The organism is Achromobacter pestifer, assembly GCF_013267355.1.
Lineage (GTDB): Bacteria > Pseudomonadota > Gammaproteobacteria > Burkholderiales > Burkholderiaceae_B > Achromobacter > Achromobacter pestifer_A.
In genome coordinates this window covers 5,348,825-5,373,358 of record NZ_CP053985.1, presented here as the reverse complement: position 1 = coordinate 5,373,358, position 24,534 = coordinate 5,348,825, and the positions used below count along the sequence as shown (strand labels likewise).

At 68.3% G+C, this 24,534-nt stretch carries 24 protein-coding genes; 13 read left to right on the top strand and 11 right to left on the bottom strand.

The annotated features are described in order from the left end of the window. Positions 1-213 precede the first annotated feature (213 nt). The gene (locus FOC84_RS25495; protein ID WP_173147163.1) at positions 214-609 is read left to right on the top strand and encodes a hypothetical protein; all 396 of its coding nucleotides are present in this window, start codon (positions 214-216) and stop codon (positions 607-609) included. A 14-nt stretch (positions 610-623) separates the two neighbouring features. Here FOC84_RS25495 and FOC84_RS33595 read toward each other — a convergent pair whose 3' ends face one another. Together FOC84_RS33595 and purN are read right to left on the bottom strand one after the other, a co-directional pair. Continuing rightward, positions 624-1,967 carry an RsmB/NOP family class I SAM-dependent RNA methyltransferase gene (locus FOC84_RS33595; RefSeq protein ID WP_173150397.1) on the bottom strand — a complete coding sequence of 448 codons (1,344 nt, stop codon included), beginning with the start codon at positions 1,965-1,967 and terminating at the stop codon, positions 624-626. A gap of 1,183 nt (positions 1,968-3,150) precedes the next feature. Further along, on the bottom strand, positions 3,151-3,807 hold the full coding sequence (gene purN / locus FOC84_RS25485; RefSeq protein ID WP_173150396.1) for a phosphoribosylglycinamide formyltransferase: 657 nt from the start codon (positions 3,805-3,807) through the stop codon (positions 3,151-3,153). Positions 3,808-3,941: 134 nt separating this feature from the next. Here purN and FOC84_RS25480 point away from each other — a divergent pair, with 134 nt between their 5' ends. The 4 genes from FOC84_RS25480 to coaBC all read left to right on the top strand — a co-directional run bounded on the left by FOC84_RS25480 (position 3,942) and on the right by coaBC (position 9,663). Continuing rightward, positions 3,942-4,907, top strand: a complete 966-nt coding sequence (locus tag FOC84_RS25480; RefSeq protein WP_173147162.1) for a bifunctional riboflavin kinase/FAD synthetase — start codon at positions 3,942-3,944, stop codon at positions 4,905-4,907. After that, complete coding sequence (gene ileS / locus FOC84_RS25475) at positions 4,897-7,758, top strand: isoleucine--tRNA ligase (RefSeq protein ID WP_173147161.1); 2,862 nt, start codon at positions 4,897-4,899, stop codon at positions 7,756-7,758. The genes FOC84_RS25480 and ileS overlap by 11 nt, the downstream gene beginning before the upstream one ends. Positions 7,759-7,760: 2 nt before the next feature. Next, positions 7,761-8,300, top strand: a complete 540-nt coding sequence (gene lspA / locus FOC84_RS25470) for a signal peptidase II (RefSeq protein WP_173147160.1) — start codon at positions 7,761-7,763, stop codon at positions 8,298-8,300. Between the two features lie 166 nt (positions 8,301-8,466). Further along, entirely contained in the window at positions 8,467-9,663 is a 1,197-nt protein-coding gene (coaBC, locus tag FOC84_RS25465; protein WP_173147158.1) for a bifunctional phosphopantothenoylcysteine decarboxylase/phosphopantothenate--cysteine ligase CoaBC, read from the top strand. A gap of 95 nt (positions 9,664-9,758) precedes the next feature. Here coaBC and FOC84_RS25460 read toward each other — a convergent pair whose 3' ends face one another. The 8 genes from FOC84_RS25460 to FOC84_RS25425 form a co-directional block, all read right to left on the bottom strand. After that, the gene (locus tag FOC84_RS25460) at positions 9,759-10,652 is read right to left on the bottom strand and encodes a cation diffusion facilitator family transporter (protein ID WP_173147156.1); all 894 of its coding nucleotides are present in this window, start codon (positions 10,650-10,652) and stop codon (positions 9,759-9,761) included. Positions 10,653-10,676: 24 nt separating this feature from the next. After that, positions 10,677-10,979 carry a zinc-ribbon domain-containing protein gene (locus tag FOC84_RS25455; protein WP_173147154.1) on the bottom strand — a complete coding sequence of 101 codons (303 nt, stop codon included), beginning with the start codon at positions 10,977-10,979 and terminating at the stop codon, positions 10,677-10,679. Positions 10,980-11,116: 137 nt separating this feature from the next. After that, positions 11,117-12,106, bottom strand: a complete 990-nt coding sequence (locus tag FOC84_RS25450) for a Bug family tripartite tricarboxylate transporter substrate binding protein (RefSeq protein ID WP_173147152.1) — start codon at positions 12,104-12,106, stop codon at positions 11,117-11,119. Positions 12,107-12,225: 119 nt separating this feature from the next. After that, a complete protein-coding gene (locus FOC84_RS25445) occupies positions 12,226-12,912 on the bottom strand; it encodes an AroM family protein (protein WP_173147150.1) in 687 nt (228 codons plus the stop codon). Next, a complete protein-coding gene (locus FOC84_RS25440) occupies positions 12,909-13,838 on the bottom strand; it encodes a DUF1177 domain-containing protein (RefSeq protein WP_173147148.1) in 930 nt (309 codons plus the stop codon). Before FOC84_RS25440 ends, FOC84_RS25445 begins: the two co-directional genes overlap by 4 nt. Further along, on the bottom strand, positions 13,835-14,539 hold the full coding sequence (gene pepE / locus FOC84_RS25435; protein ID WP_173147146.1) for a dipeptidase PepE: 705 nt from the start codon (positions 14,537-14,539) through the stop codon (positions 13,835-13,837). The genes FOC84_RS25440 and pepE overlap by 4 nt, the downstream gene beginning before the upstream one ends. A gap of 70 nt (positions 14,540-14,609) precedes the next feature. Next, the gene (locus tag FOC84_RS25430) at positions 14,610-15,377 is read right to left on the bottom strand and encodes an IclR family transcriptional regulator (protein WP_173147144.1); all 768 of its coding nucleotides are present in this window, start codon (positions 15,375-15,377) and stop codon (positions 14,610-14,612) included. Positions 15,378-15,534: 157 nt separating this feature from the next. Next, entirely contained in the window at positions 15,535-16,473 is a 939-nt protein-coding gene (locus tag FOC84_RS25425) for a LysR family transcriptional regulator (RefSeq protein ID WP_173147142.1), read from the bottom strand. A 138-nt stretch (positions 16,474-16,611) separates the two neighbouring features. Between FOC84_RS25425 and FOC84_RS25420 the strand changes: the two genes are divergently transcribed. Together FOC84_RS25420 and FOC84_RS25415 are read left to right on the top strand one after the other, a co-directional pair. Then, complete coding sequence (locus FOC84_RS25420) at positions 16,612-17,604, top strand: Bug family tripartite tricarboxylate transporter substrate binding protein (RefSeq protein WP_173147140.1); 993 nt, start codon at positions 16,612-16,614, stop codon at positions 17,602-17,604. A gap of 16 nt (positions 17,605-17,620) precedes the next feature. Then, complete coding sequence (locus FOC84_RS25415) at positions 17,621-19,048, top strand: amidase (protein ID WP_173147138.1); 1,428 nt, start codon at positions 17,621-17,623, stop codon at positions 19,046-19,048. Between the two features lie 9 nt (positions 19,049-19,057). Here the strand turns inward: FOC84_RS25415 and FOC84_RS25410 are convergent, their stop codons facing one another. Further along, positions 19,058-20,098, bottom strand: a complete 1,041-nt coding sequence (locus tag FOC84_RS25410; RefSeq protein ID WP_173147136.1) for a metal-dependent hydrolase — start codon at positions 20,096-20,098, stop codon at positions 19,058-19,060. Between the two features lie 106 nt (positions 20,099-20,204). Here FOC84_RS25410 and FOC84_RS25405 point away from each other — a divergent pair, with 106 nt between their 5' ends. The 6 genes from FOC84_RS25405 to FOC84_RS25380 all read left to right on the top strand — a co-directional run bounded on the left by FOC84_RS25405 (position 20,205) and on the right by FOC84_RS25380 (position 24,511). Then, on the top strand, positions 20,205-20,843 hold the full coding sequence (locus FOC84_RS25405) for a DedA family protein (RefSeq protein WP_173147134.1): 639 nt from the start codon (positions 20,205-20,207) through the stop codon (positions 20,841-20,843). 16 nt (positions 20,844-20,859) lie between these two features. Further along, on the top strand, positions 20,860-21,387 hold the full coding sequence (locus tag FOC84_RS25400; protein ID WP_173147132.1) for a hypothetical protein: 528 nt from the start codon (positions 20,860-20,862) through the stop codon (positions 21,385-21,387). A gap of 68 nt (positions 21,388-21,455) precedes the next feature. After that, on the top strand, positions 21,456-22,142 hold the full coding sequence (locus FOC84_RS25395) for a dUTPase (protein ID WP_173147130.1): 687 nt from the start codon (positions 21,456-21,458) through the stop codon (positions 22,140-22,142). A 172-nt stretch (positions 22,143-22,314) separates the two neighbouring features. Next, positions 22,315-23,010, top strand: a complete 696-nt coding sequence (locus FOC84_RS25390; RefSeq protein ID WP_173147128.1) for a 2OG-Fe(II) oxygenase — start codon at positions 22,315-22,317, stop codon at positions 23,008-23,010. 50 nt (positions 23,011-23,060) lie between these two features. Then, entirely contained in the window at positions 23,061-23,765 is a 705-nt protein-coding gene (locus FOC84_RS25385; protein WP_173147126.1) for a 2OG-Fe(II) oxygenase, read from the top strand. A 14-nt stretch (positions 23,766-23,779) separates the two neighbouring features. Next, positions 23,780-24,511 (top strand): 2OG-Fe(II) oxygenase, encoded by a 732-nt coding sequence (locus FOC84_RS25380; RefSeq protein WP_254241778.1) that lies wholly within the window; start codon positions 23,780-23,782, stop codon positions 24,509-24,511. The last annotated feature ends 23 nt before the right edge of the window (positions 24,512-24,534 follow it).

Below are 24,534 nucleotides of genomic sequence, written 5' to 3'. Positions count from 1 at the left end.
CCGAAAACGAAGGTTGCGAGGCCGAGCCTTGCGGCACGCGGCGCTAGGGCCGTCCTCCCCAGGGAAGGTGGGGGGCATACGCGAAGGCGCAAGGTTTGGGCCGGATTTCGCCGTTAAAGTTCCTGTCAGCTTGGCGTCCGGTCTTGAAGCGGACTTGCGGCTGGCGCACACTGCGGGTGCTTTACCGACCAAACTGTCTCTTTTGCCCCACTGATGTTGCTGAAAAAAATCCGTCCCCATTTATTTTACGCCCTGGCCGCGCTGGGAAGCGCCCTGCCCGCCGCCGTTTCCGCGCAGACGCTGAAATCGGGCGATGTCGCCGTGCTGGCCTCGTACTACGAGATCCGCGGAGCGGACTGCCTGGCGCTGCGCGCACCAAGGGTCTCGCTCACCCTGACGCCGCGCCTGGGCAAGGCCAACATCATGCAAACGCGGGGCCAATCCAGCGATTCCGGACGCTGCGCCTACCAGGCCGTGCCGGTGTCCCAGGTGGTCTACCAAGCCGACCAGCCAGGCAATGACAGCCTGGCCTGGGAAGTGAAATACCAGAACAAGACCCTGGGCACGCGGCGCTACAGCGCCACGGTGGTCGTGACGCCGGGTCCCTGACCCGGCGCCCACGTTCAGTCCGGCTGGTCCTGCGGGCCGGCCGCGGCGTCCTCGGCCGGCGCTTCGGCCGGCATTTCAGCCTCAGCCTCGCCAGCGTCCGCAGCCTCACCGGCCCCGGCTGCCGCGCCCTTCTTTTTGCGCTCGAACACCGCGGCAAAGAAGCCGTCGGTGCCGTGCACGTCGGGACGCAGCTGCACGTAAGGTCCGTCCAGCTTCAGGTTTTCGAGGCGCGCCGCCAGGATTTCAGCGGCGTCGAGGCGCTCGAAATCAGGATGGCTGGCCAGGAAGCGTTCGGCCTGCACCTCGTTTTCCTCGGCCAGCAGGCTGCACGTGGCGTAGACCAGGCGTCCGCCCGGGGCCACGCAGCGCGCCGCGCTGTTCAGGATGCGTTCCTGCAACTGGCCCAATTCGGCCAGCGCCTCGGGGTGCTGGCGCCATTTCAGGTCCGGATTGCGGCGCAGGGTGCCGATGCCGCTGCAAGGGGCGTCGACCAGCACGCGCTGGGCCTTGCCGGCCAGGCGCTTCACGCGGGCGTCGTTTTCGCTGTCGATGACCACGGGCACCACGTTGGACAGGCCGCTGCGCGCAAAGCGCGGCTTGGCGCGCGCCAGGCGGGCGGCGGACACGTCGAACGCGTACAGGCGGCCAGTGGAGCGCATCAGCGCGCCCAGCAGCAGCGTCTTGCCGCCGGCGCCAGCGCAGAAGTCGATGATCATTTCGCCGCGACGCGGCGCCACCAGCAGGGCCAGCAGCTGGCTGCCCTCGTCCTGCACTTCGATGCTGCCGTTCTCGAACTGCGGCCAGCGATTGATGGCCGGGCGGCCTTGCATGCGGATGCCCCAGGGCGAATACGGCATGGCGACGGGTTCATAGCGGCCGGCGCCCTGCTGCAACTCGGTCAGCATGGCGTCGCGCTCGACCTTGAGCGGGTTGACGCGCAGGTCCAGGCTGGCCTGGCGGTTCAGCGCCTCGATCAGGGTTTCGGGGCTGTCCATGGCGCCCAGGCGCTCGTCCAGCCAGTCCGGAATGCTGCCACGCACCGCGCGCGGCAAGGTCGCCAGGTCGATCTGCGACACGCGCTGCAGCCATTCGGCTTCGGCGGCGTCCATGCCATCGGTCAGCGCCTCGGCGCCCAGCGTCGCGGCCAGGCCCAGGATGGCCAGGCGGCGCGAGGCCGGGCCGACGCCGCTTTCGCCGAACTGGCGATAGCGACGCAGATGGCGCAGCACGTCGTAGACGGCTTCAGCGACTTCGGAACGGTCGCGCGCGCCTAGATTGGGGTGGTGGCGCAGCCAGTGCGACAGGGCCGCGTCGGCCGGATACGTCCACTGCAGGATTTCACCCAGGACGCGCTGCACCTGGTCGATGCGGATGGCTGCATGCGACTGACGCGGGCGGTTGAACTGGGGCTTCTGCGCCGCGCGGTCCTGGCTGCCGTGGCCATGGCCGCTGTCGCCGCCGCGCGGGCCTGCGTATTGGCCGCGCTCGCTGCCGCGATCCTCGCCTCGCGGGGAGCCGTAGGACGGCCGCGAGTCCGGACGGCCTTCACGGCGCTCCGAACCGTAGGAGGCGCGTTCGCCGCCGCGGCTTTCGCCGCGCGGGGCGTCATAGGACGGACGCGGGCCCGGACGGCCTTCGCCGCGCGGGGCATCGTAGGACGGGCGCGGGCCCGGACGGCCTTCGCGGCGTTCCGAACCGTAGGAGGCGCGTTCGCCGCCACGGCCTTCGCCGCGCGGGGCGTCGTAGGACGGACGCGGGCCAGGACGGCCTTCACGGCGTTCCGAACCGTAGGAGGCACGCTCGCCGCCACGGCCTTCGCCGCGCGGGGCGTCGTAGGACGGACGCGGGCCAGGACGGCCTTCACGGCGTTCCGAACCGTAGGAGGCGCGTTCGCCGCCACGGCCTTCGCCACGCGGGGCGTCGTAGGACGGACGCGGGCCAGGACGGCCTTCACGGCGTTCCGAACCGTAGGAGGCGCGCTCGCCGCCACGGCCTTCGCCGCGCGGGGCGTCGTAGGACGGACGCGGGCCAGGACGGCCTTCGCGGCGTTCCGAACCGTAGGAGGCGCGCTCGCCGCCACGACCTTCGCCGCGCGGGGCGTCATAGGACGGGCGCGGGCCAGGACGGCCTTCGCGGCGTTCTGAGCCCTGGGAGGCGCGTTCGGCTCCGCGGCCTTCGCCGCGCGAGGGGTCGAACGACGGCCGCGGGCTCGGGCGGCCTTCGCGGCGCTCCGAACCATGGGAGCCGCGTTCGCCGCCGCGGCCTTCGCCGCGCGGGGCATCATAGGACGGGCGCGGCGCCGGACGACCGCCGCCAGAGCGCTCGTCGCGGCTGCCGCCGGAACGGTCTTCACGGCCGCTGTCGCGCGCGGTCGGCGCGCGTGCGTCGCCCTTGGGGCGCGAGAAAAAAGACCGACCGTCGCGGCCGTCGGAAGCGGCCCTGGCAGCGCCGGCCGGGCGGGAACGCGGAGATTGGGGTTTAGTCATGGTGTGTTCCAGTGGGGCGGAGGGCTTCCGCCCGAAAAATTCGATTCGGGGCCGCTCAGGCGGCCGGCGACCAGGCGAAAAGGCGATCGGGATTGCCTTGCACGTTCACCCTGAGGTCGCTGGTCAGGGTAACTCGGCCTTCGGCGAGCCAACGCACCGCGGCCGGAAAAGCCTGATGCTCCACCGCCAGCACGCGTTCGGCCAGCGCTTCGGGCGTATCTTCCGCCAGAACCGGCACGCAGCCCTGGGCGATGATGGGACCGTGATCCAGCACCGGCGTGACGAAATGCACGGTGCAGCCGTGCACCCGCACTCCCGTGGCCAACGCCTGGGCATGCGTGTGCAGCCCCGGAAACGCCGGCAGCAGCGAGGGATGAATGTTGACCAGCCGGCCGGCATAGTGATTGACGAAGCCCGGCGTCAGCACGCGCATGAAACCCGCCAGGATGACGTAATCGGGTTCGTAGCGGTCGATTTCGGCGGCCAGCGCGGCATCGAAGGCTTCGCGGCTGGCGTAGTCCTTGTGATACAGCGCGCCAGTGGGGATGCCCTGCTGGGCCGCCCACTCCAGGCCCGCGGCGTCGGGCTTGCTGGCGATGACGGCGGCGACTTCGGCCGGCCAGCCCTCATTGCGGCAGGCCTCGGCCAATGCCTGCATATTGCTGCCGCGTCCCGAGATCAGGATGACGATGCGGCGCTTGGTGGTAGATATTTCCGGCAAGATAAGGAATTCCAAGGGAAATCGGGCCCATCCGTCCTCCGAAATCCTGCGCGCGGCGACAGCCTGGACGCACGGCAGGAAAGGACAGGAACAAACCCGGAATCCAAAATTGTAAACTCTCGCTCGTGAAACCATCGCTGCGCATCTATCGATCCCTGCCCCCGCCCGACCGGCGCGCCCCTTGCGCGCTGACGATCGGCAATTTCGACGGCGTCCACCGCGGACACCAGGCCATGCTGGCGCGCGTCTGCCAAGTCGCGCGCGACCGCAACCTGACGCCCGCCGTGATGACCTTCGAGCCGCATCCGCGGGAGTATTTCGCCACCCTCAACCAACGCCCGGAATTGGCGCCCACCCGCATTTCGGGGTTGCGCGACAAGCTGGCGGCGCTGGCTCGCTACGGCATCACCCAGGTCGTGGTGGAGCGCTTCAACGCCCGCCTGGCCGAAATGTCGGCCAACGCCTTCATCGAACAACTGCTGGTCCAGGGTCTGCACGCCAAATGGCTGCTGGTGGGCGAGGATTTCCGCTTCGGCCACAAGCGCAGCGGCGACATCGACCTGCTGCGCGAGGCCGGCCTGCGCCATGGCTTCGAGGTGCAGACGCTGGCTGACGTGACGGACCAGCAAGGCCACCGGATATCCAGTTCCGAGGTGCGCACCGCGCTGGCGGTGGGCGACCTGGAACGCGCCCGCCACCTGCTGGGCCACCCGTACCACATCAGCGGCCACGTGATCCACGGCCAGAAGCTGGGCCGCACGCTGGGCTTTCCCACCATGAACCTGCGGGTGGCGGAGCGCTGCGCCGCGCGCTCGGGCATTTACGTGGTGCAGGTCTACGGCCTGGCCGACCGGCCGCTGCCGGCGGTCGCCAGCCTGGGCGTGCGCCCCACCGTCGAAGACCGCGGCCGCGTGCTGTTGGAGTCGCACCTGCTCGACGAGACCGTCGACGCTTACGGTAAACTCGTACGCGTCGAATTCCTGCAAAAGCTGCGGGACGAAGAAAAATTTCCTGACCTCCCTTCCCTGACTGCCGCCATCGCCGAAGACGCGCGAAACGCGCGCGCCTATTTTGCCGTTCATGGACTATAAAAAGACCCTCAACCTGCCCGATACCTCCTTCCCCATGCGGGGCGACCTTGCCAAGCGCGAGCCCGCCTGGATTTCGCAGTGGGAGGAAAACCACGTCTACCAGGCGATCCGCGCCGCCAGCCGCGGCCGGCCGCGCTTCGTGCTGCACGACGGCCCGCCCTACGCCAACGGCGACATCCACATCGGCCACGCGGTCAACAAGATCCTGAAGGACATCATCGTCAAGAGCCGCAACATGGCCGGCTATGACGCGCATTACGTGCCGGGCTGGGACTGTCACGGCATGCCGATCGAAATCCAGATCGAAAAGAAATACGGCAAGCACCTGCCCGTGGCCGAAGTGCAGTCCAAGGCCCGCGCCTACGCGCTCGAGCAGATCGACCGCCAGCGCAAGGACTTCAAGCGCCTGGGCGTGCTGGGCGAGTGGGATCGTCCCTACATGACGATGAACTTCAGCAATGAAGCCGACGAAATCCGCGCGCTGGGCCGCATCCTGGACAAGGGCTACGTGTTCCGCGGCCTGAAGCCCGTGAACTGGTGTTTCGACTGCGGCTCGGCCCTGGCCGAAGCCGAGGTCGAGTACGCCGACCGCGTCGACCCGGCGGTGGACGTGGCCTTCCCGTTCGCCGAACACGCCAAGCTGGCCAGCGCCTTCGGCCTGGAATCGGTGGACGATGGCGCCATCGTCATCTGGACCACCACGCCCTGGACCATTCCGTCCAACCAGGCGCTGAACCTGCATCCCGAAATCGAATACGCGCTGGTGCGCGTGTCCCCGGTCCCCAAGTTCGGCCCCCTGCTGCTGATCGCCAAGGAGCGCGTCGAAGCCTGCCTGAAGGCCTGGAACCTGGAAGGCGAAATCATCGCCACCGCCCCGGGCGCGGCGCTGTCGGGCATCGAATTCCGCCATCCGCTGGCGCAGTTCAACGCCGCCTACGACCGCAAGTCGCCCGCCTACCTGGGCGACTACGTGACGGCCGATTCCGGCACCGGCGTGGTGCACTCGGCGCCGGCCTACGGCATCGAGGACTTCGTGTCGTGCAAGGAGCACGGCATGAAGGACACCGACTTCATCAGCCCGGTCATGGGCGACGGCAAGTACGCGGACAGCCTGGCGCTGTTCGGCGGCCTGTCCATCTGGGACGCCAACCCCAAGATCGTCGAGGCGCTGACCGAAGCCGGCGCCCTGATGCACGTGGAAAAGCACAAGCACAGCTACATGCACTGCTGGCGCCACAAGACCCCCATCATCTACCGCGCCACCAGCCAGTGGTTCGCCGGCATGGACGTGGCGCCCAAGGACGGCAGCCCGACCCTGCGCGAATCGGCGCTGGCCGGCATCGACGCCACGGCCTTCTACCCGGCCTGGGGCCGCGCCCGCCTGCATTCCATGATTGCCAACCGTCCGGACTGGACCCTGTCGCGCCAGCGCCAGTGGGGCACGCCGATGGCCTTCTTCGTGCACAAGGAAACCGGCGAGCTGCATCCGCGCACTTCCGAACTGCTGGAACAGGTGGCGCAGCGCGTCGAGCAAGGCGGCATCGAAGCCTGGCAGACGCTGGATCCGCGCGAGCTGCTGGGCGACGAAGCCGACCAGTACGAAAAGAACCGCGACACGCTGGACGTGTGGTTCGACTCGGGCAGCACCCATGCCACGGTGCTAGGCGGCAAGGACGGCGACTTCGCCGGCTCGCATGGCGCTGAACTCGCCTGGCCCGCCGATCTGTACCTGGAAGGCTCGGACCAGCACCGCGGCTGGTTCCATTCGTCGCTCCTGACCGGCTGCATGCTTTACGGCCAACCGCCCTACAAGGCCCTGCTCACGCACGGCTTCGTGGTGGACGGCCAGGGCCGCAAGATGAGCAAGTCGGTGGGCAACGTGATCGCCCCGCAAAAGGTGTCCGACTCCCTGGGCGCGGAAATCCTGCGCCTGTGGGTGGCCTCCACCGACTACTCGGGCGAACTGTCCATCTCGGACGAGATCTTGAAGCGCGTGGTCGAAGGCTACCGCCGCATCCGCAACACGCTGCGCTTCCTGCTGGCCAACCTGGCCGACTTCGACGCCGTGACGCAAGCCGTGCCCTACGGCGAACTCTTCGAGATCGACCGCTACGCGCTGGCCATGACGGCGCAGATGCAGGCGGAAGTCCAGGCCAATTACGAACGCTACGACTTCCACCCGGCCGTTTCGCGCCTGCAGAACTTCTGCTCGGAAGACCTGGGCGCGTTCTACCTGGACATCCTGAAGGACCGCCTGTACACCTCGGCCGTGGACAGCCGCGCGCGCCGCTCGGCCCAGACGGCCCTGCTGGACATCACGCAGACGCTGCTCAAGCTAATGGCGCCGATCCTGTCCTTCACGGCAGAGGAAGCCTGGAAGGAACTGGTCAACTCGGCCCTGAAGAACCAGGCCGACGCCGCCCGCACCACGATCTTCACCGAGGTCTACCACGCCCTGCCGCCGTTCGCGGACGCAGACGCCCTGTCGGCCAAGTGGGCCCGCCTGCGCGCCATCCGCGCCGAAGTCCAGCGCAAGCTGGAAGAAGTGCGCACGGCCGGCGACATCGGTTCCTCGCTGCAAGCCGAAGTGGACCTGTACGCCAATGGCGCCGACCAGGAACTCCTGGCCAGCCTGGGCGACGACCTGCGCTTCGTGCTGATCGTCTCGCGCGCCACCGTGCATGCCAGCGAAGGCGAGACCCGCATCGAGGTCACGCCGTCCACGCACAAGAAGTGCGAGCGCTGCTGGCACTGGCGCCTGGATGTGGGCCAGGACGCGGATCACCCCGAGATCTGCGGCCGCTGCGTGTCCAACCTGTTCGGCTCGGGCGAAGCCCGCGACAAGGCTTGAGCATGGCTCGCGCCTCCGAACCGGGAGCGACGGGCGCCACCGCCCCCGCCCGCGCCGCCCCGGCGCGCGTGGGCGGCTGGCTGGCCCTGGCCTTGCTCATCATCGTGCTGGACCAGCTGACCAAGATCTACTTCAACACCTCGTTCCAGTACGGCGAGCGTGTCAACGTGCTGCCGGTCTTCGACTTCACGCTGATGTACAACCGCGGCGCCGCGTTCAGCTTCCTGGCGTCCGAGGAAGGCTGGCAGCGCTGGCTGTTCACCGGCCTGGGCTGCGTGGCGGCGGTGGTCATCACCATCATCCTGCGCCGCACCCATGGCCAGCCGCGTTTCAGCCTGGCGCTGACCCTGATCCTGGGCGGCGCCATCGGCAACGTCATCGACCGCGTGGTCTATGGCCACGTGGTGGACTTCCTGCTGTTCTACTGGAATGACTCCTACTTTCCCGCCTTCAACCTGGCGGACGTGGGCATCAGCTGCGGCGCCGTGCTGCTGGTGCTGGACGAACTCCTGCGCGGCCGCAAGGCCAAGACCCAGGCCTGAAAACGGCCCGGCCGGGGCGCGATGCCCCGGTCTGCTCCCGCATTTCCCCCGGTTTTTGTCCTGCTTGATGCCCCCTGAACGCATCGCGAACGGCGCAATGCCGCAATGCAGAATAAAATCACTGTCCGTTCCTCGTTTACACGGCGCTGAACCCGCCGCCTCCCTCATGCTCGACCTCGCCCGCAAACGCATCGTCCTCGGCCTGACCGGCGGCATCGCCTGCTACAAAATCGCCGAACTGGTGCGGCGCATGACCGAACAAGGCGCCACCGTCGACGTGGTGATGACCGAGGCGGCCACGCACTTCATCACACCGGTCACCATGCAGGCCCTGTCGGGCCGGCCGGTGTTCGTGGATGCCTGGGATGCCCGCGTGCCCAACAACATGGCGCACATCGACCTGACGCGCGGCGCGGACGCGGTGCTGATCGCGCCCGCCAGCGCCGACTTCATGGCCAAGCTGGCGCACGGCATGGCCGACGACCTGCTGTCCACGCTGTGCCTGGCGCGTGCCTGTCCCCTGCTGGTCGCTCCCGCCATGAACCGCGAGATGTGGGCCAACCCGGCCACCCAACGCAACGTCGAACAGCTGCGCGCCGACGGCATCAGCGTGCTGGGCCCCGCCGCCGGCGAACAGGCCTGCGGCGAAACCGGCGACGGCCGCATGCTGGAAGCGCATGAACTGCTGACCGACCTGATCGCCTTCTTCCAGCCCAAGCTGCTGGCCGGCCGCCACGTGCTGCTGACCGCCGGCCCCACCTCGGAACCCGTGGATCCGGTGCGCGTGCTGAGCAACCGCTCATCGGGCAAGACGGGCTACGCGCTGGCGCGCGCCGCGCGCGAGGCCGGCGCCCGCGTCACGCTGATCACCGGCGCCACCTTCCTGCAGGTGCCCCGCGGCGTCACCGCGCTGTCGGTCACCACCGCGCGCCAGATGCACGACGCGGTCATGGCCAGCGCGGCCGATGCCGACATCTTCATCGCCGTGGCCGCGGTGGCGGACTGGCGCGTGAAGAACGTCAGCAACCAGAAGCTGAAGAAAACCAGCGAAGGCGGCGGCGCGCCCGTGATGGAATTCGAACCCAATCCGGACATCCTGGCCGAAGTGGCCAAGCTGCCCAATGGCCCCTGGTGCGTGGGCTTCGCCGCCGAAACCGAAAAGCTGGCCGAACATGCCGAGGCCAAGCGCACGCGCAAGGGCATTCCGCTGCTGGTCGGCAACCTGGCGCACAAGGTCATGGACGCGGACACCACCGAACTGGTGCTGTTTGACGAGCAAGGCACGCATCCCCTGCCCGCCGCCGACAAGCTGGACGCGGCGCGCCGACTGATCGCCGAAATCGCAGCCCGGCTACCCGAATAAAAAACCAGGCCCAAGGGCCTGGCCTGGCTGCGGACGAACCCCTGTTTCCGGACAGGGGTTTTTCTTTGCTGGTGAACTTGCCGCGCCCCCCCCGCTCAGTGGATGTGCTCCACCGCCGAGCGATCCTCGCGCTCCATCTGCAGCGTCGTATGGTGCAGGTCGAAATCCTCCTGCAAGCGGGCTTCGATGGCGCAGCGCACCTGTTCGCCGTCGGCCCCGGCCGCCAGCACCACGTGGCCCGTCAGCATCGGATTGCTCTGCGTCACCGCCCACAGATGGATGTCGTGGATGGAGGCTACCCCTGCCGTGCCGGCGATGGCGGCGCGCACCGCCTGCAGGCTCATGCCCGGCGGGACGCCTTCGAGCAGGATGTTCACGCATTCGCGCAGCAGCACCCACGTGCGCGGGAACACCATGAAGCCTATGCCCACCGCCAGCGCGGAATCCACCCAGCGCCAGCCCGTGAACCAGATGAGCGCGGCGCCGACGATCACGCCGATCGAGCCCAGCATGTCGGCCCATACTTCCAGATAAGCGCCCTTCACGTTCAGGCTTTCGTCCTTGGCGCCTGCCAAGAGACGCATGGAGATCAGGTTGACGACCAGCCCAACCACGGCGACCGCCAGCATCCCCAGCGACTGTATCTCCTGCGGCGCCGACAAGCGCTGGTAGGCCTCGTACAGGATGTAGAACGCGACGCCCAGCAGCACCAGCGCATTGACCGCCGCCGCCAGGATCTCGAAGCGGGCGTAGCCGTAGGTACGCATCAGGTCCGCCGCCTTGCGGCCGGCGCGTATCGCCACCAGCGCCAGCAGCAGGGCCATGGCGTCGGTCAGCATGTGCATGGCATCGGAGATCAACGCCAGGCTGCCTGTGATCATCCCGCCGGCCACCTCCACCAGCATGAACGTGCCGGTCAAGGCAAAGGCGATCCAGAGGCGGGATTCGGGCAAGGCGCGCACGTCGCCGTGCTGATGGCTATCGCTCATGGCTGTCCTGGTCGTGGAAGGGAATTAGGGCTGAACCGTGCGCGCGACTGCGGTGCCGCACTGTCCGCAGAAGCTCGCTCCTGGAGCAAGAGCGGTACGACACTGGGGACATGCGGCCGCCGCAAGCGAGGCACCGCATTGCGAACAATACCGGCTGCCCGCGGGCTGCGCCGCGCCGCAATTATTGCAGGCCACGCCCGCGGCATGCGAGGGAGCGCTTTGCGGCGGATTGCCGTGGGAGCCACCCCGATGGCCATCATAGCCATGACGGCCGCCGTAGCCATGGCGGCTGCCCTGTCCGCCCAACAGATGCTTCAGTATGCCCATTTCAGACTCCGAATCGCCGTTCCGGCGTATTGCCAGGCCTCATGAAAAAGCCTGAAGTAACTTCAGAGTCAAGCTCGGCAGCCTGGACCATAAAAAAAACCCTCCGTGTTACCGGAGGGTCTTTGGGGCAACCTGGCTTACTGCTCCAGGCTGATGTTGGCCGCCTTGACGATGTCGGCCCATTGCTGGCGGTCCTTCTCCAGGAACTGGCTGAACTGCTCAGGCGTCATGCCGGTGACCGGCTCGGAACCCAGGCCGGCCATTTTCTCGACCAGCGCCGGCTGCTTCAGCACGTCCTGCATGGCCGCGTAGTAGGCGGCCAGCACGTCGGCGGGCAGGCCGGCGGGTGCGAACACGCCTTGCCAGGTCGGCATGTCGAAACCCTTCAGGCCCTGCTCGTCCAGCGTCGGCACGTTGGGCAGCTGCGGCGAACGCTTGATCGAGGCCACGGCGATGGCCTTGACCTTGCCTTGCGAGGCCAGCGGCGCGGCGGTGGAGATGTTGTCCATCGTCATGGCGATGTGGCCGCCCAGCAGGTCGGTGATGACGGGCGCGGCGCCGCGGTAGGCGGCGTGCGGCACCTTCACGCCCAGCTTGTACAGCATGGTTTCGGCGATCAGGTGGTTGGAAATGCCCACGCCGGCGGTGCCGTAGGTGGCGGTCGGCGTCTTCTGGAAGTATTCCTTGAGTTCGGCCAGGTTGTTGGCCGGCACGTCCTTGTTGACGATGACCACGTTGGGCTGCACCGCGGCCAGCGTGATGGGCGTGAAATCCGCCGGCTTGTAGTTGGTGCCCTTGGGGTTCAGGACATGCGTGATGGCCATGGAACCGGCGGCGGCGATGCCGATGGTGTAGCCGTCGGCCGGCGACTGGGCCAGGCGGTAGGCCATGATGTTGCCGCCCGCGCCGGCCAGGTTTTCGACCACGACGGGTTGGCCCAGGCGCTGCGACAGCGGCTCGGCCAAGAGACGCGCCAGGGTGTCGGCGGAACCGCCGGGCGCGAAGCCCACCAGCAGGCGCACCGGCTTGGCGGGTTTCCAGGCGTCGGCGGCGAAGGCCGGCGCGGCCGTCAGGGTGGTGACGGCGAACAGTGCGCCAGCGGCGCGATGCAGATTACGGCTGAACATGAAAAACACTCCCAACGATTGATTGACGAAGCCCGCTTCGTCTCCTCTCGCCGCTCGCCTGTCCCCGCCGCGCCGCGCATCGGTGTGCGCGGCAAGGTTGCGGGACGGGTTCGGCGGCGTTATTCCAATACTTGCGCCAGCGTCTGCGCCACCATGCGGTTGGACAGCAGCACCGGCCGGCCCGAGGCCTGCGCCACTGCCTGGCGCATGCGCTCGGCGTAGCCCATGCAATGCATGACGATCAGGTCGCAGGACGCGAGTTCGCGGCCCGCCCGCTCGAAGTTGAGCGCGGCCTGCGCCGCGTCGGCTTCGTAGGGCGAGGCATGCACGACCACGGTCTCGCAGGACAGCGGCACGACCATGTGGAAGGCGTCGACCTGCGCTTCCAGCGGCACCACCAGCCCCACCTTGCGGCAATGCTCGGCCAGGCCGGCGACCAGGTGGTCCACCACCTGCTGCGGCTCCACCACCAGCGTGCGCATCGGCGCGATCGCGGTGCCGGTGCACAGCGGCACCAGCACGTCGTAGCCGGCGGCGTCGGCCTGGCGCATGACCTCGGCCAAGCGGGCCTCGGCGGCGGCCGCGTCCAGTTCGATCTGCGAGCCGTCGCGCATGCGCGTGGCAAAGCGGTATTCGCCCGGCTTGGGCGCCAGCGCGGCCAGGCCGGCGGCATCCAGGCCGTCGAGCGCGCCGAACTCGTCGATGCGCACCTGCGCGCCCAGCAGCGACGCCATCTCGGGCACCACGTCGCTGCGCGGCGACTGTCCGATGGTGAAGAACGCCACGCGGCGCGGCGGCGCGCTCATGCCGCGCTCCCGTCTTCGCGGCCCACGGTCTGCAGATGCGCCATCGAACCGTAGCGGCTTTGCAGGGCGGCCCATTCGGCATCGTCCACGAAGCGCATCGCGCCTTGCCCATAGAGCTTGGCGATCTCGATGCAGAAGCGCATGGCGACGTCGGCGTCCACGGCATTGGTCACGCCCGTGGCGCAGCCCGGCACGGTGGTCTGCGCGGTCAGCGCCACGCCCACCACCGGCGCGCCGGTGACGATCGTGGGCTGCATCAGCGAATTCACGTGCCACAGGCCGTTTTCATAGGGCGTGATGTCCTGCGTGGTCAGCGGCAGCGTCAACGGCAATTCGCCGCTGACCCAGCCCATGACGTCCAGCATGATTTCGGGGATGCGCAGCAGATAGCCCTGGCGTGCGACCGGCGTCAGCGCCACGCCGCGCTGGTTGACCAGGCGGTTGCCGCGCGTGGTGTCGACGGACAGGATCGCGTCCATGCGCGGGTCGACTTCATGCGACATCATCTCGCGCATGGGGAATGGCGAACGCATCATCGGCACCGGATGGTGCGGCCGCGTGCCGGCGCGCGGGCAGATGTGGGTGCGGATGCGCACCGTGCCCGGCATGACGTCGCCCTGGCGGGCCATGGCCATCAGCTTGAATGCCGCGGCGATGGCGACCACCGCGCCGTCGCTGTCGGACACCAGGCCAGTGACCGCGGGGCGCGCGCCGATGCCGCCCAGGCGGCCGACGATGCCGAGTTGCGGCGCGGTTTCATCAAGCCCGGGAATCACGATGGAGAGGAATTCGGTGGCGGCGCCGTCGCGTTCCAACCGGGTCACTTCGACTTCGCAGTTGCCGGCCGCGCGCAACTGCTCGGCCACGGCCTCGCCCGTGATGTGGGCGGAGGACAGCAGTTCGATGGTATCGATGACGTGCTTCATGCCGGGATCTCCACGGGGCCCGGACGGAACACGCGCGGCTCCTCGCTGCCGCGGAACAGCGGCGCGTCGTGCGCGCCGACCAGGTCGATCCGGTTGCCGCGCACGCGCAGCGCGGAGCCTTCCGGCAGGCCCAGCACGGGCATCCGCGGATTCAGCGTGCAGAATTCGGCCAGGCGCTGGGCGCGCGTTTCGCCGCGGTGTCCGGGCGGATGGGCGTTGGTGTAGTGCGGGTTGATCTGGAACGACAGCAGGCCCAGCGCGTCGAAGCCTTGCGGGTCGGTGATGGGCATGTCGTTGGTGGTGCAGATGCTGGGGCAGCTCAGGTTGGAGCCGGCGCTCCAGCCCAGGTAGGCCGCGCCCTCGCGCACGCGGCGCGCCACGACCTCGAGCAGGCCCAGGCGGCGCAGCTGGCCCAGCAGGTTGAACGTATTGCCGCCGCCCACGATGATGATGGCGGCGCCTTCCAGCGCGGCCGCGGGATCCTCGGCGCGGTGCAATCCCTGGATGTCCAGGCCGGTATCGGCCAGCGCCGACGCCACCAGCGCGGTGTAGTCGTCCCAATCGCGCGTGACGCCTGCGTAGGGCACGAAGACGGCCGGCGCGCCTTGCGGCAGCGACGCGATCAGTTCGCGGATGTCGGGCAGCGCGTGGACCAGATAGCCGGCGTCGCTGCTGGAGTTGCTGAGTAGCAGTAGGTTCATGGAGAGGATTTCCGTAAGGGGATTTTCTGGATGTCCGGTGACGCGGACGCATCTGTGGGCCTGAAAGCGTTCAGGCCAGCCAATAGGGATCGTTCAGTTCGCGGCCCAGCGCGCCGACCTGCTGCAACACCGACTCGCGCAAGCGCGCGACGCGGTCGGCATCGGCCTGGAAGGCAACGAAGGACAGGCACAGGCCGCGCAGTTCGCCAGTGGCGGGATCGCGCACGGCGGCGGCCACCGCGCCTATGCCTGGCATGGCCTGGTCGATGGCCACGCCGCAATGGTCGGCGCGGGTCTGCGCCACCAGGCGGGCCAGTTCGCCGACCGTGGCGGGACAGTCCCGGCCTTCGCGGGGCAGCGGCTGATCGGGGTCGGCGCCGTAGAGCGCCTGGAATTCGGCTTCGCCCAGGCGCGACAGCAGCGCCCGGCCCATGGCCGTGCCCGAGGCGGCGCGGCGCGAGCCGGGCGGCGACAGCACCTGCACCGGGTGCGAGCCGTTCAGGCGTTGCAGCACCACGGTTTCGCGCTGGTTAAGGGTGGAGAGATAGGCGGTCAGGCCGCTGTCGTCGGACAGCCGGGCCAGCACGGCGCGGCAGGCGTCGTCCAGCGGCGTGGCCGCCGTGCCAGCGCGCACCGCCTGGGCCAGCATGGTCCCAGCGCGATAGCGCCGCGTCACGATGTCCTGGTCGAGCAAGCCGTAGTGCTGCATCTGGTTGAGCAGGCGCGACGCGCTGCTCTTGGGCATGGACAGGCGCGCCGCCACTTCCGTGAAGCTCAGATCCGACGCGCCTTCCGCATATAGCCCCAGCACACGCTGGACACCATCGAGAATACTCATGCTTGTTCCATAAAACGGAACTCATGTTCCTATAAGTTGAACAAGAATAATGCAGAGGTTCAACGGCGGTCAATATGGAAACCCCATGAAAAAGCCCCCGGGAGCGCCGGGGGCCAGAGTCACGGGCTGGGCGCCCCTGCACCGCGCGGCGGCGTCCTCAGCCTGGCGGCGCTTCGCAGAACTGCAGGAATTGACGCAGCGGCGGCTGCCGTTCGGCGGCGCGCTGCCACGCGACGATGGTGGGCGGATTGTGTTGGTGCAGTTCGACCGGCAGGATGACCGCCTCGGCCGCGACGGTCAGCCGTTGCGCCGCCGCCAGCGGCAGCATGACCAGGTAATCCGTGGTGCGGACGAATTCATCGGTCAGCAGCAGATCGCTGACCTGGATGCCGCGCGGCGGCAGGCCCAGATCGCAACCCAGGAACAGCGCGGTCAGCTTGTCATGCATCATCGTGCCCGGGCGCGGTTTGCACCAGGGCTGCCCGTGCAACTCCTGCAGCGTGAGGCGGCGACGGGCCGCCAGCGGCGACAGCCGGGCGTTGGCGACGACCACCAGCGGCTGCGGTGGCGCCAGCCGCAAGCGCCCCAGGCCGGGCGCAATCAGCCCGGGCGCGTCATAGCACACCAGCGCATCCAGTCTGTCGTCCAGCAGTTGGTCCGCCATGGCGCGGTATCCGCCGGCCTGCACGTCGAGTGCGACCCCCGGCTGCGCCTGGTTGAAGGCATGGATCAGGGGCGCAAGCGTCAGCTTGCCCATGTCGGTCGCCACGCCGATACGCAGTTCGCCCAGGCGGCCGCTGCGCACATCCGTGACGGCCTGGGCCAGTCCGCGTGACTGCGCCACCACGGCTTCCATCATGGGCAGGATCTGGCGGCCCATCTCCGTCGGACGCTTGGCATTGCCGATGCGCTCGAACAGCTTGAAACCCAGCTGCGCTTCCAGCTCGGCCAAGGTCTTGGAGACCGCGGACTCGCTCACGTTCGCGGCGGCGGCCACCTCCTTGGCCGAAGGCGCGTCGCGCAGCGCGAGCGCAATCTGCATATGCCGCAGCTTCAGGCGCGAAGCCAGCGATTCGATGGGCTGCGACTTAACCATTTTCTCAACCCCATAGGCGAATAATTCACTATACGGTAAACCCAAGCGGAACGATGATACCGGCATAACGCGTGGCCATGAGCCGATCCGCGGACGTCAAGCCCGCAGGAGCCTATACAGCGCACACAGGAGACCGCCTTGCCAAACCGCAGCCGACTTATCGCCTTCATCCTTGCCGCCGCGACCGCGGCGTGCCTGCCACCCAGCACAATGGCCCAGGAAGCGGGCGGCGGCGACAAGCTCGTGCGCCTGGTGGTCGGCTACGCGGCGGGCGGGGCCGCCGACGCCGTGGCCCGCGCCTATGCCGAACAGCTGCAGGCAGCGGGCTACGCCAATGTCATCGTCGAAAACCGCCCCGGCGCGTCGGGCCGCCTGGGATTCGACGCGGTCAAACGCGCCAAGCCGGACGGGCTCACGTTGTACCTGGGCTCGTCGCCGATGTTCGTGATCTTTCCGCTGACCTACAAAAAGCTGGGATACGACCCGGACCATGACTTGCGCCCGGTCGCCCTGGTGGCGGACGTGCCCACCGGCGCCGTCACGGGCGCCGCCCAGCCCTACGGCAACATGGCCGAATACGTGCAATGGGCCAAACAGGCGCGCGCCAAGGCGACCCTGGGCCTGGCGACGCAAGGCAGCCCCGGCCAACTGGGCACGATAGAAATGGGCGGCCAGAACGGCCTGGAGGTCGTGCCCGTGCTCTACCGCGGCGCGGCGCCGATGCTGGTGGACGTGGCGGGCGGCGAGGTGTCGATGGGCTGGGACGCCGTCGCCAGCATGCTGCCCCTGTACAACGCCGGCAAGGTGAAATTCCTGGGCGTGGCCGGCAGCCGCCGCCTGCCCACCCTGCCCGATGTGCCGACGCTGCTGGAACAGGGCTATCCGCAGTACCAGCATGCCGCCAGCTGGTACGGCGTGTACGCGCCCGCGGCCACGCCGGACGCCACCGTCGCCCAGCTGGAACGGGCTTTCGTCGCGGCCGGCAAGCGGCCGGCGCTGGTGGAAAAACTGCAAACCGCGGGCTTCCTGGTCGAACCCCAGGACGCGCAGGCCGCCAAGCGCCGCATCGGCGTGGAGCGCGCGCACTGGGCCCCCATCGTCAAGGCCGCCGGCATTTCCTTCGACGAATAGGCGGAACGTACACGCGATGCGCGATTCCCTATGTGAGTTGAGCGCGGTCGAGGCCGCGCGCCTGGTCCGAACCAAGGCGGTGTCCCCGGTCGAACTGGTGCGCGCCTCGCTGGACCGGGCCGAGCGGCTGCAGCCCGTCCTGAACTGTTTCATCACGCTGTGCGCGGACGAGGCCATGACCGAGGCCCGGCTCGCCGAGGCCGCGCTGATGCGCGGCGATGCGCCGGGCCTCTTGCACGGCCTGCCCTACACAGTGAAGGACCTGGTCAATACCGCCGGCGTGCGGACCACCTTCGGCGCCGTGCCGTTCAGCGCGAACGTACCAACCGAAGACGCCGTGGCCGTGGCGCGGCTGCGCCAGCAAGGCGCCATCCTGATCGGCAAGACCACCACACCGGAGTTCGGCTCCAAGTCCATGACCGATTCCCCGCTGTTCGGCCACACCCGCAACGCCTGGAACCTGGACCGCACCTGCGGCGGTTCGAGCGGCGGCGCCGCGGCGGCAACGGCCGCCGGCATCACGGCGCTGGCGGTGGCCACCGATGGCGGCGGCTCCACCCGCATTCCCGCGGCGTGCAACGGCGTGGTGGGATTCAAGCAAAGCCTGGGCGCGATACCGCACAGCCAGGCGCAGGACGCCATCGGCAACCAGACCTATGTCACGCCGACCACGCGCACCGTGGCCGATACCCGCTTGATGATGGCGGCCATGGCCGGCCCGCATGACTGCGATCCGTGGTCCCTGGGCGTGCCCAGGGCCGACTACGCCGGCGCGGCCGCCGCCCCCGAGACGCTGCGCGGCAAACGCATACGCTATTGCGCCGCCCCGCCCGGCCGCCCCGTGGCTGCCGACGTGCGCCGCGCCTTCGAGGCGGCGCTGGCGCGCCTGGCCGATTTGGGTGCGGAAGTCGAACCCTTCGACGGCGCGGGCTTCGATGTCGAGCCGATCTGGCGCGTCATCAACCACACGGTCTGGCGCACCCGCTTCCTGCCCCTGATCGAGCGCGAACCCGACGCCTACAGCCCCACCTTCCGGCGGCAGATCGCCACGGCCGCGGCGTTCAGCGCCCAGCAATACCAGGAAGCCATGTTTGCCCGCACCGCCCTCTACCGCAAGGTGCAGGCGCTGTTCGGCCAGGCCGACCTGCTGGCCATGCCGACCATGTCGCGCACCGCCTTGCCGCTGGGTACGGACATATTCGACACCATGGACATCGACGGCCGCTCGTACGGCGACATCCGCGCCCATTGGTATCCATGGACCATGCTGTTCAACCTGACCGGCCACCCGGCCGTCAGCCTGCCTTGCGGCCTGGGCCAGGATGGCCTGCCGGTGGGTTTGCAGCTGGTTGCCCCTTGCCACGCCGACCTGCAGCTGCTGCAGGCGGCCGAAGCCTACGAGCAGGCCTGCTCGCCGCTGCCGCGGCCGCCGGCCGTGACGTAAATCACGTCCCTACCTGGTCGACAGCTCCGACCACTGCGCCAGCGGCAGGGGCGGCTGCGCATGCAGGATGCGGGCCAGCACCAGCTTCAGCTCAGCCCACCCGCCGCGCTCGGTGGGCCAGCTGGAGGGCGTCACCGCCTGCCAGCTGCCGTCCGCCGCGCGTTCGGCCATCTTGAAGCGGAAGGTGTAATGCCCCGCCATGCCCATGCGCAGGTCCGTGACCACCAGGGCGTTGCCGATGACGTCGTAGCGCAGCCAATCGTCCGTGAACCAGCGCAGGCGCTGATGCAGCGGCACATCCGCCAACGTTTGCGCCACGTCCAGGTTGAGCGGCTGGCGCAGCCATTCCGGCGGCTCCCGGTCGAACAGGCTGCTGACCGACTCGTAATAGTGGCCGTCGGGCGTCTTGGCGATGACGCGCCACACCAGCGTATTGAAAGGCATGGGCACGGCGCGCAGTTCGCTGAGCGCGATGCCCTGCGCCTGCATCGCCTCGCGCACGCGGTCCTCGGCGACAATGCGCGCGGCCAGCCCGAATCCCAGGTAGGCGGTGCTGAACACCAGCGCCGCGGCCAGCAGCCGGCGCGCCGTCAGCGTCATGCCGAAGCCGATGGCGAACAGCACCGCCAGCAGCAAAGGCACGGTATAGACCGGATCGATGATGAACACGGCGGCCCAGCTTTCGGGTATGCGCGCCAGCGGCCAGAACAGCTGCGTGCCGTAGACCGTGAAGGCGTCCAGCACCGGATGGGTCACCAGCACCAGCCATAAGGTCAGGAACAGCCGGCGCCCGCTGTATGGCGCCTGCGGCCAGTACTTGCGGATCAGCCAGGCCAGGAAAACCGCCAGGCCGGTCAGCACGAAGACCGAGTGCGAGAAGCCGCGGTGGTAGGTCATGAGCGACACCGGGTCCGGATAGCGCATCAGGACGTCCAGATCCGGCACCGTGGCCAGCGCCGCGCCGTAGATCAACGCCCGGCGCCCCTGCACCCGCCCCAGCAGGGCGCCCTGTATGCCCGCGCCCAGCACCGCCTGCGTAACCGAATCCATAACTCTCCAACAATTAGCTTCATCCAGACGGACTATACGGCGCACGGCCGTTTCCGCAGGCGTTAACATACCTGATTGCGTTCAGCTAATTTTCAACTTCATATATATGGACCAATACATCGACCAGATCGGGTTGTTCATCGAGGCCAACCAGGCTTGGGCGGGGCCGATCACTTTCCTGCTCACCCTGGGCGAATCGATGGTGTTGCTGGGCCTGTTCATCCCGGCCACGGCCCTGATGCTGCTGACCGGCGGCCTGATCGGCGCGGGCACCCTGAACCCCTGGGGCATCATCGCCTGGGGCATTGCCGGCGCCATCGTGGGCGATGCCCTGTCCTACTGGCTGGGCCGCTGGGCCGGCCCCGGCATCCTGCGCCGCTGGCCGCTGAAGCAACAGCGCAGCGGCGTGGCGCGCGCCCGCCTGTTCTTCTACCGCTACGGCTTCGCCTCGGTGCTGATCGGCCGCTTCCTGGGACCCATCCGCTCCACCATCCCCACCGTCGCCGGGGTGATGGGCATGGGGCACAGCCGCTTCCAGGTGGCCAACGTCGCCTCCGCCATTCTGTGGATGCCGCTGATGCTGGCGCCGGGCTACATCACGGCGCGCAGCCTGGGCACGGCCGACAATGCCCAACAGATTGCCATGATGGTCGGCGCGGGACTCTCGGTGCTGCTAGGATGCGGGCTGTTGATAGCCATGCTGCGCAAGCGCCGGGTCCCGGCGCGCCAACGCCGCGGCAACTGAACCGGAGAGAGGGGCAATGGCCATAGACGGGGAACCCAGGAATGGCGATTTCGCGCGCTACATCGAGAATCTGACGCGCGCAGGCGGCACGACGCCCGGCCAGGTTCCGAACAAGCGCGCCGGATCCCGGCAGTCGGCCACCCCCGTTCCTCCGCCGCCGCCCGCGCCTGCCCCCCGATCCGATACGCTATCCAGCGCTCCTTGGGGCAATCCTGCCCCGCCTCCGCTGCAATCCCGGCAGGCCCCCACGGCTCCTGGCCAGGAGGACGCCGCCACGGTATCCATGGCCCGCCACGCCACCCAGCGCAAGATCGGCGTCATCCTGACCGTGGGCGGCGTCCTGGCGGGCTGGGCCGCGGCGCGCATCATCTTCGAAGCCCTGCGCGGCCCCGGCTTCGACCTGGACGAGGCCATGCCGGCCGTCTTCCTGGCCTTCTTCGCCATCATGCTGTTCAAGGCGGCCCGCAACGCGCGCAACCCGCGCAACAAGACGCCGCTGCCTCCGCTCAAGCGCTCCTCGTACCGCAAGGATGGCGAGGCCTGATTGCGGCAACGGGCGGCGCGGCGCCCACGGGCAATGGTGCTAACATTTCCGCCGCTGTCGAAAGACCCATGAACCCCGGAGTGAAAGTGAATAACGTAGTCGGATTGAACCAGGCCCAGGCGGCCACGATGCTGAAGCTGCAGGGCCACTTGAACAGCATGATCAATCCGGATTGGGTCAACGGCGGAGCCCGCTTCCTGCGCGCCGCCTTCGTCGAATCCGCCGAAGCGCTGGAACACTACGGCTGGAAGTGGTGGAAGAAGCAGACCATCGACCTGCCGCAAGTGCAGATGGAGCTGGTGGACATCCTGCACTTCTATCTGTCGCACACCATCGTCCAGTCCCGCGGCGACATCGGCGCCGCGGCCGGCGCGCTGGTCGCCGACCTGTCCGGCCCGGCCTCGGTCGCGCTGGACGGCAAGACCCATGCGCTGGATCAGTTGAACGTGCCCGAGCTGCTGGAACTGATCGGCGGCCTGGCCGTGTGCGGACGCGCCAGCTTCAAGGTGCTGGAACAGACCATGACGTCCTGCGAGATGAGCTGGAACGACGCCTACACCCAATACGTGTCCAAGAACGTGCTGAACATCTTCCGCCAGCAGCATGGCTACAAGGAAGGCACCTACATCAAGATCTGGAACGGCGAGGAAGACAATGTCGTGTTGGCCCGCCTGCTGTCGCAGCTGGATCCCGCGCGCGAGGATTTCGCCGACCAGCTGCATCGCGAGCTGGAGCAGGCCTATTCGCGCCTCTGAGCCGCGACGGTTCCTGCCCGCCTGAAAACGCCGCTTCCGCGGCGTTTTTTGTTTTGGGGAATGCAAGCGCAACAAACGGAGTTTCAAAAAGGCGGTGGATTTCTACACTGGCCACGCCTGTAATCACAGGGAGGGCCGGGTATGCGCGCCGCGGCAAGCGGGGGACTAGGACATGAAGGAAGCTGCCGACTATGACTGGGAAAACGTGGAGCATGCGCTCGATGCCCGCGGCAACGCCGTTTTGCCCGGCATGTTGACGCCCGCGCAATGCCGCGCGCTCGCCGCCTTGTACCCGGATGACGCGCGCTTTCGCTCGCGCATCGTCATGGCGCGCCATGGCTTTGGACGCGGCGAGTACAAGTACTTCGCCTACCCCTTGCCGCCGCTGCTCGATCAGCTGCGCCACGCGCTCTATGCGCGGCTGGCGCCGATCGCCAACCGCTGGAACCAGCGGCTGCGCACGGCCGCGCATTACCCGGCCGGGCTGGACGACTACCTGCAACGCTGCCACCAGGCGGGCCAGACCCGCCCCACGCCGCTGATGCTGCAGTACGGCGAGGACGATTACAACTGCCTGCACCAGGATCTCTATGGCGAGCTTGTGTTTCCGCTGCAGGTCGCCATTCTGCTGTCCGAGCCGGCCAAGGATTTCACCGGCGGCGAGTTCGTCATGACCGAGCTTGCAGCCAGAAGCCAGCGCGCCGAGGTCGTGGCCCTGGGCCAGGGCGACGCGCTGGTGTTCACCGTCAATCAACGGCCCGCGGCGGGCGCGCGCGGGCCGCGCAAGGTCGCCATGCGGCACGGCGTGAGCCGCGTGCGCAGCGGGCGGCGCCACACCGTGGGCCTCATTTTCCATGACGCGGCATGATGCCGCGCCCGCATCCGAACATCGATGAGGACCCCATGCATGACAGCGGCATGACCGCCCTCGAAACCAGCCTGGACCGCCTGGACTGGACGGACATCGGATCGCAGCTCGATGCCGAAGGCTACGCCGTGCTGCCCGGACTGCTGGACGCGGAGCTGGCGCGCAGTCTGGCGCGGCAGGCCGACGCGCCGCATGCCCGGCGGGTGAGCCTGGCATCCGGCGGCCTGGGACGCGGCGACCTGTATTACTTCGACGCCGGATTGCCCCCGCTGCTGGAGCAATGGCGCACGGCGCTGTACCGTCGACTGGCCGTCCACGCCAATCGCTGGAACGAGCGTCTGGACGTTCGCGCGCGCTATCCCGACGAGCTGGAAGATTTTCTTCAGCGCAACCGCGACGCCGGCCAGACCCGGGCGCAATCGCACCTGAGCCGGCTCGGCGTCGAAGACTACATGGCGCTGCACCAGCGCAATGAAGGCTTGCTGGTCTTCCCCATGCAGGTGGTCGCGCTCCTGTCCGAACCGGGAGACGGCTTCCAAGGCGGCGAGTTCGTGATGACGGAGCAGCGCCCGCGCATGCAGTCGCGTCCGCTGGTGGCGCCGCTCGGTTTCGGCGACGTCGCCATCATCGCCACGGCCGAACGCCCCTTCCACGGTTCCAAGGGCTATTACCGCGTCAACCTCAAGCATGCCGTCAGCCGGGTGCGCAACGGTGTACGCGTCGGCCTGGAACTGTTCTTTTACAATGCCCCGTAATGCCAACCGCCGCCATGCCTACATCGACCATGCTGCACGGCCTGCCTGAAACCCGGATCGCGGCGGCGGACTGGCAGGCCGTCGAAGACGGTCTCGGCCGCGACGGCCATGCCGTGCTGCCTGCCCTGCTGACACAGGCCCAGTGCGAGGAACTTGCGGGCGGCTATGGCGACGAGGCGCGCTTTCGCAGCCGCATCGTGATGGAGCGCTACGCGTTCGGCCGGGGCGAGTACAAGTACTTCAGCTATCCGCTGCCCGGCATCGTCGAAGGCTTGCGGCAATCGCTCTACCCGCGCCTGGCGCCCATCGCCAACCGCTGGCATGCCGCCATGCGCATCGAAGCGCGCTTTCCCGCAACGCATGACGAATTCCAGGAGATCTGCCACGCCGCCGGACAGCGCCGGCCCACGCCGCTGCTGCTGCGCTACCAAGCCGACGACTATTGCTGCCTGCACCAGGACCTGTACGGCGACCATGTCTTTCCGTTCCAGGCCATCGTCCTGCTCAATCAGCCAGGACGCGATTTCGAGGGCGGCGAGCTGCTGCTGGCCGAGAGCAATCCCAGACAGCCCGGGCGGGCCGACGTGGTGCCCTTGCGGCAAGGCGATGCCGTGGTGCTTGCCGTCAACCACAGGCCAGTGCGGTCGGCGCGCGGCTACTACCGCGCCAATCTGCGGCACGGCGTCAGCCGGCTGCGCAAGGGAGAGCGGCACACGCTGGGCATCATCTTCCACGACGCCAGGTGAGATGCCCTCGGGACCGGACCGCG

Excerpts from the sequence above, each read along its gene's own strand:
- FOC84_RS25495 (WP_173147163.1), top strand. The coding sequence starts at position 214 with ATGTTGCTGAAAAAAATCCGTCCCCATTTATTTTACGCCCTGGCCGCG.
- ileS (WP_173147161.1), top strand. The coding sequence starts at position 4,897 with ATGGACTATAAAAAGACCCTCAACCTGCCCGATACCTCCTTCCCCATG.
- lspA (WP_173147160.1), top strand. The coding sequence starts at position 7,761 with ATGGCTCGCGCCTCCGAACCGGGAGCGACGGGCGCCACCGCCCCCGCC.
- coaBC (WP_173147158.1), top strand. The coding sequence starts at position 8,467 with ATGCTCGACCTCGCCCGCAAACGCATCGTCCTCGGCCTGACCGGCGGC.
- FOC84_RS25460 (WP_173147156.1), bottom strand. The coding sequence starts at position 10,652 with ATGAGCGATAGCCATCAGCACGGCGACGTGCGCGCCTTGCCCGAATCC.
- FOC84_RS25455 (WP_173147154.1), bottom strand. The coding sequence starts at position 10,979 with ATGGGCATACTGAAGCATCTGTTGGGCGGACAGGGCAGCCGCCATGGC.
- FOC84_RS25450 (WP_173147152.1), bottom strand. The coding sequence starts at position 12,106 with ATGTTCAGCCGTAATCTGCATCGCGCCGCTGGCGCACTGTTCGCCGTC.
- FOC84_RS25445 (WP_173147150.1), bottom strand. The coding sequence starts at position 12,912 with ATGAGCGCGCCGCCGCGCCGCGTGGCGTTCTTCACCATCGGACAGTCG.
- FOC84_RS25440 (WP_173147148.1), bottom strand. The coding sequence starts at position 13,838 with ATGAAGCACGTCATCGATACCATCGAACTGCTGTCCTCCGCCCACATC.
- pepE (WP_173147146.1), bottom strand. The coding sequence starts at position 14,539 with ATGAACCTACTGCTACTCAGCAACTCCAGCAGCGACGCCGGCTATCTG.
- FOC84_RS25430 (WP_173147144.1), bottom strand. The coding sequence starts at position 15,377 with ATGAGTATTCTCGATGGTGTCCAGCGTGTGCTGGGGCTATATGCGGAA.
- FOC84_RS25425 (WP_173147142.1), bottom strand. The coding sequence starts at position 16,473 with ATGGTTAAGTCGCAGCCCATCGAATCGCTGGCTTCGCGCCTGAAGCTG.
- FOC84_RS25415 (WP_173147138.1), top strand. The coding sequence starts at position 17,621 with ATGCGCGATTCCCTATGTGAGTTGAGCGCGGTCGAGGCCGCGCGCCTG.
- FOC84_RS25410 (WP_173147136.1), bottom strand. The coding sequence starts at position 20,098 with ATGGATTCGGTTACGCAGGCGGTGCTGGGCGCGGGCATACAGGGCGCC.
- FOC84_RS25405 (WP_173147134.1), top strand. The coding sequence starts at position 20,205 with ATGGACCAATACATCGACCAGATCGGGTTGTTCATCGAGGCCAACCAG.
- FOC84_RS25400 (WP_173147132.1), top strand. The coding sequence starts at position 20,860 with ATGGCCATAGACGGGGAACCCAGGAATGGCGATTTCGCGCGCTACATC.
- FOC84_RS25395 (WP_173147130.1), top strand. The coding sequence starts at position 21,456 with ATGAACCCCGGAGTGAAAGTGAATAACGTAGTCGGATTGAACCAGGCC.
- FOC84_RS25390 (WP_173147128.1), top strand. The coding sequence starts at position 22,315 with ATGAAGGAAGCTGCCGACTATGACTGGGAAAACGTGGAGCATGCGCTC.
- FOC84_RS25385 (WP_173147126.1), top strand. The coding sequence starts at position 23,061 with ATGACCGCCCTCGAAACCAGCCTGGACCGCCTGGACTGGACGGACATC.
- FOC84_RS25380 (WP_254241778.1), top strand. The coding sequence starts at position 23,780 with ATGCCTACATCGACCATGCTGCACGGCCTGCCTGAAACCCGGATCGCG.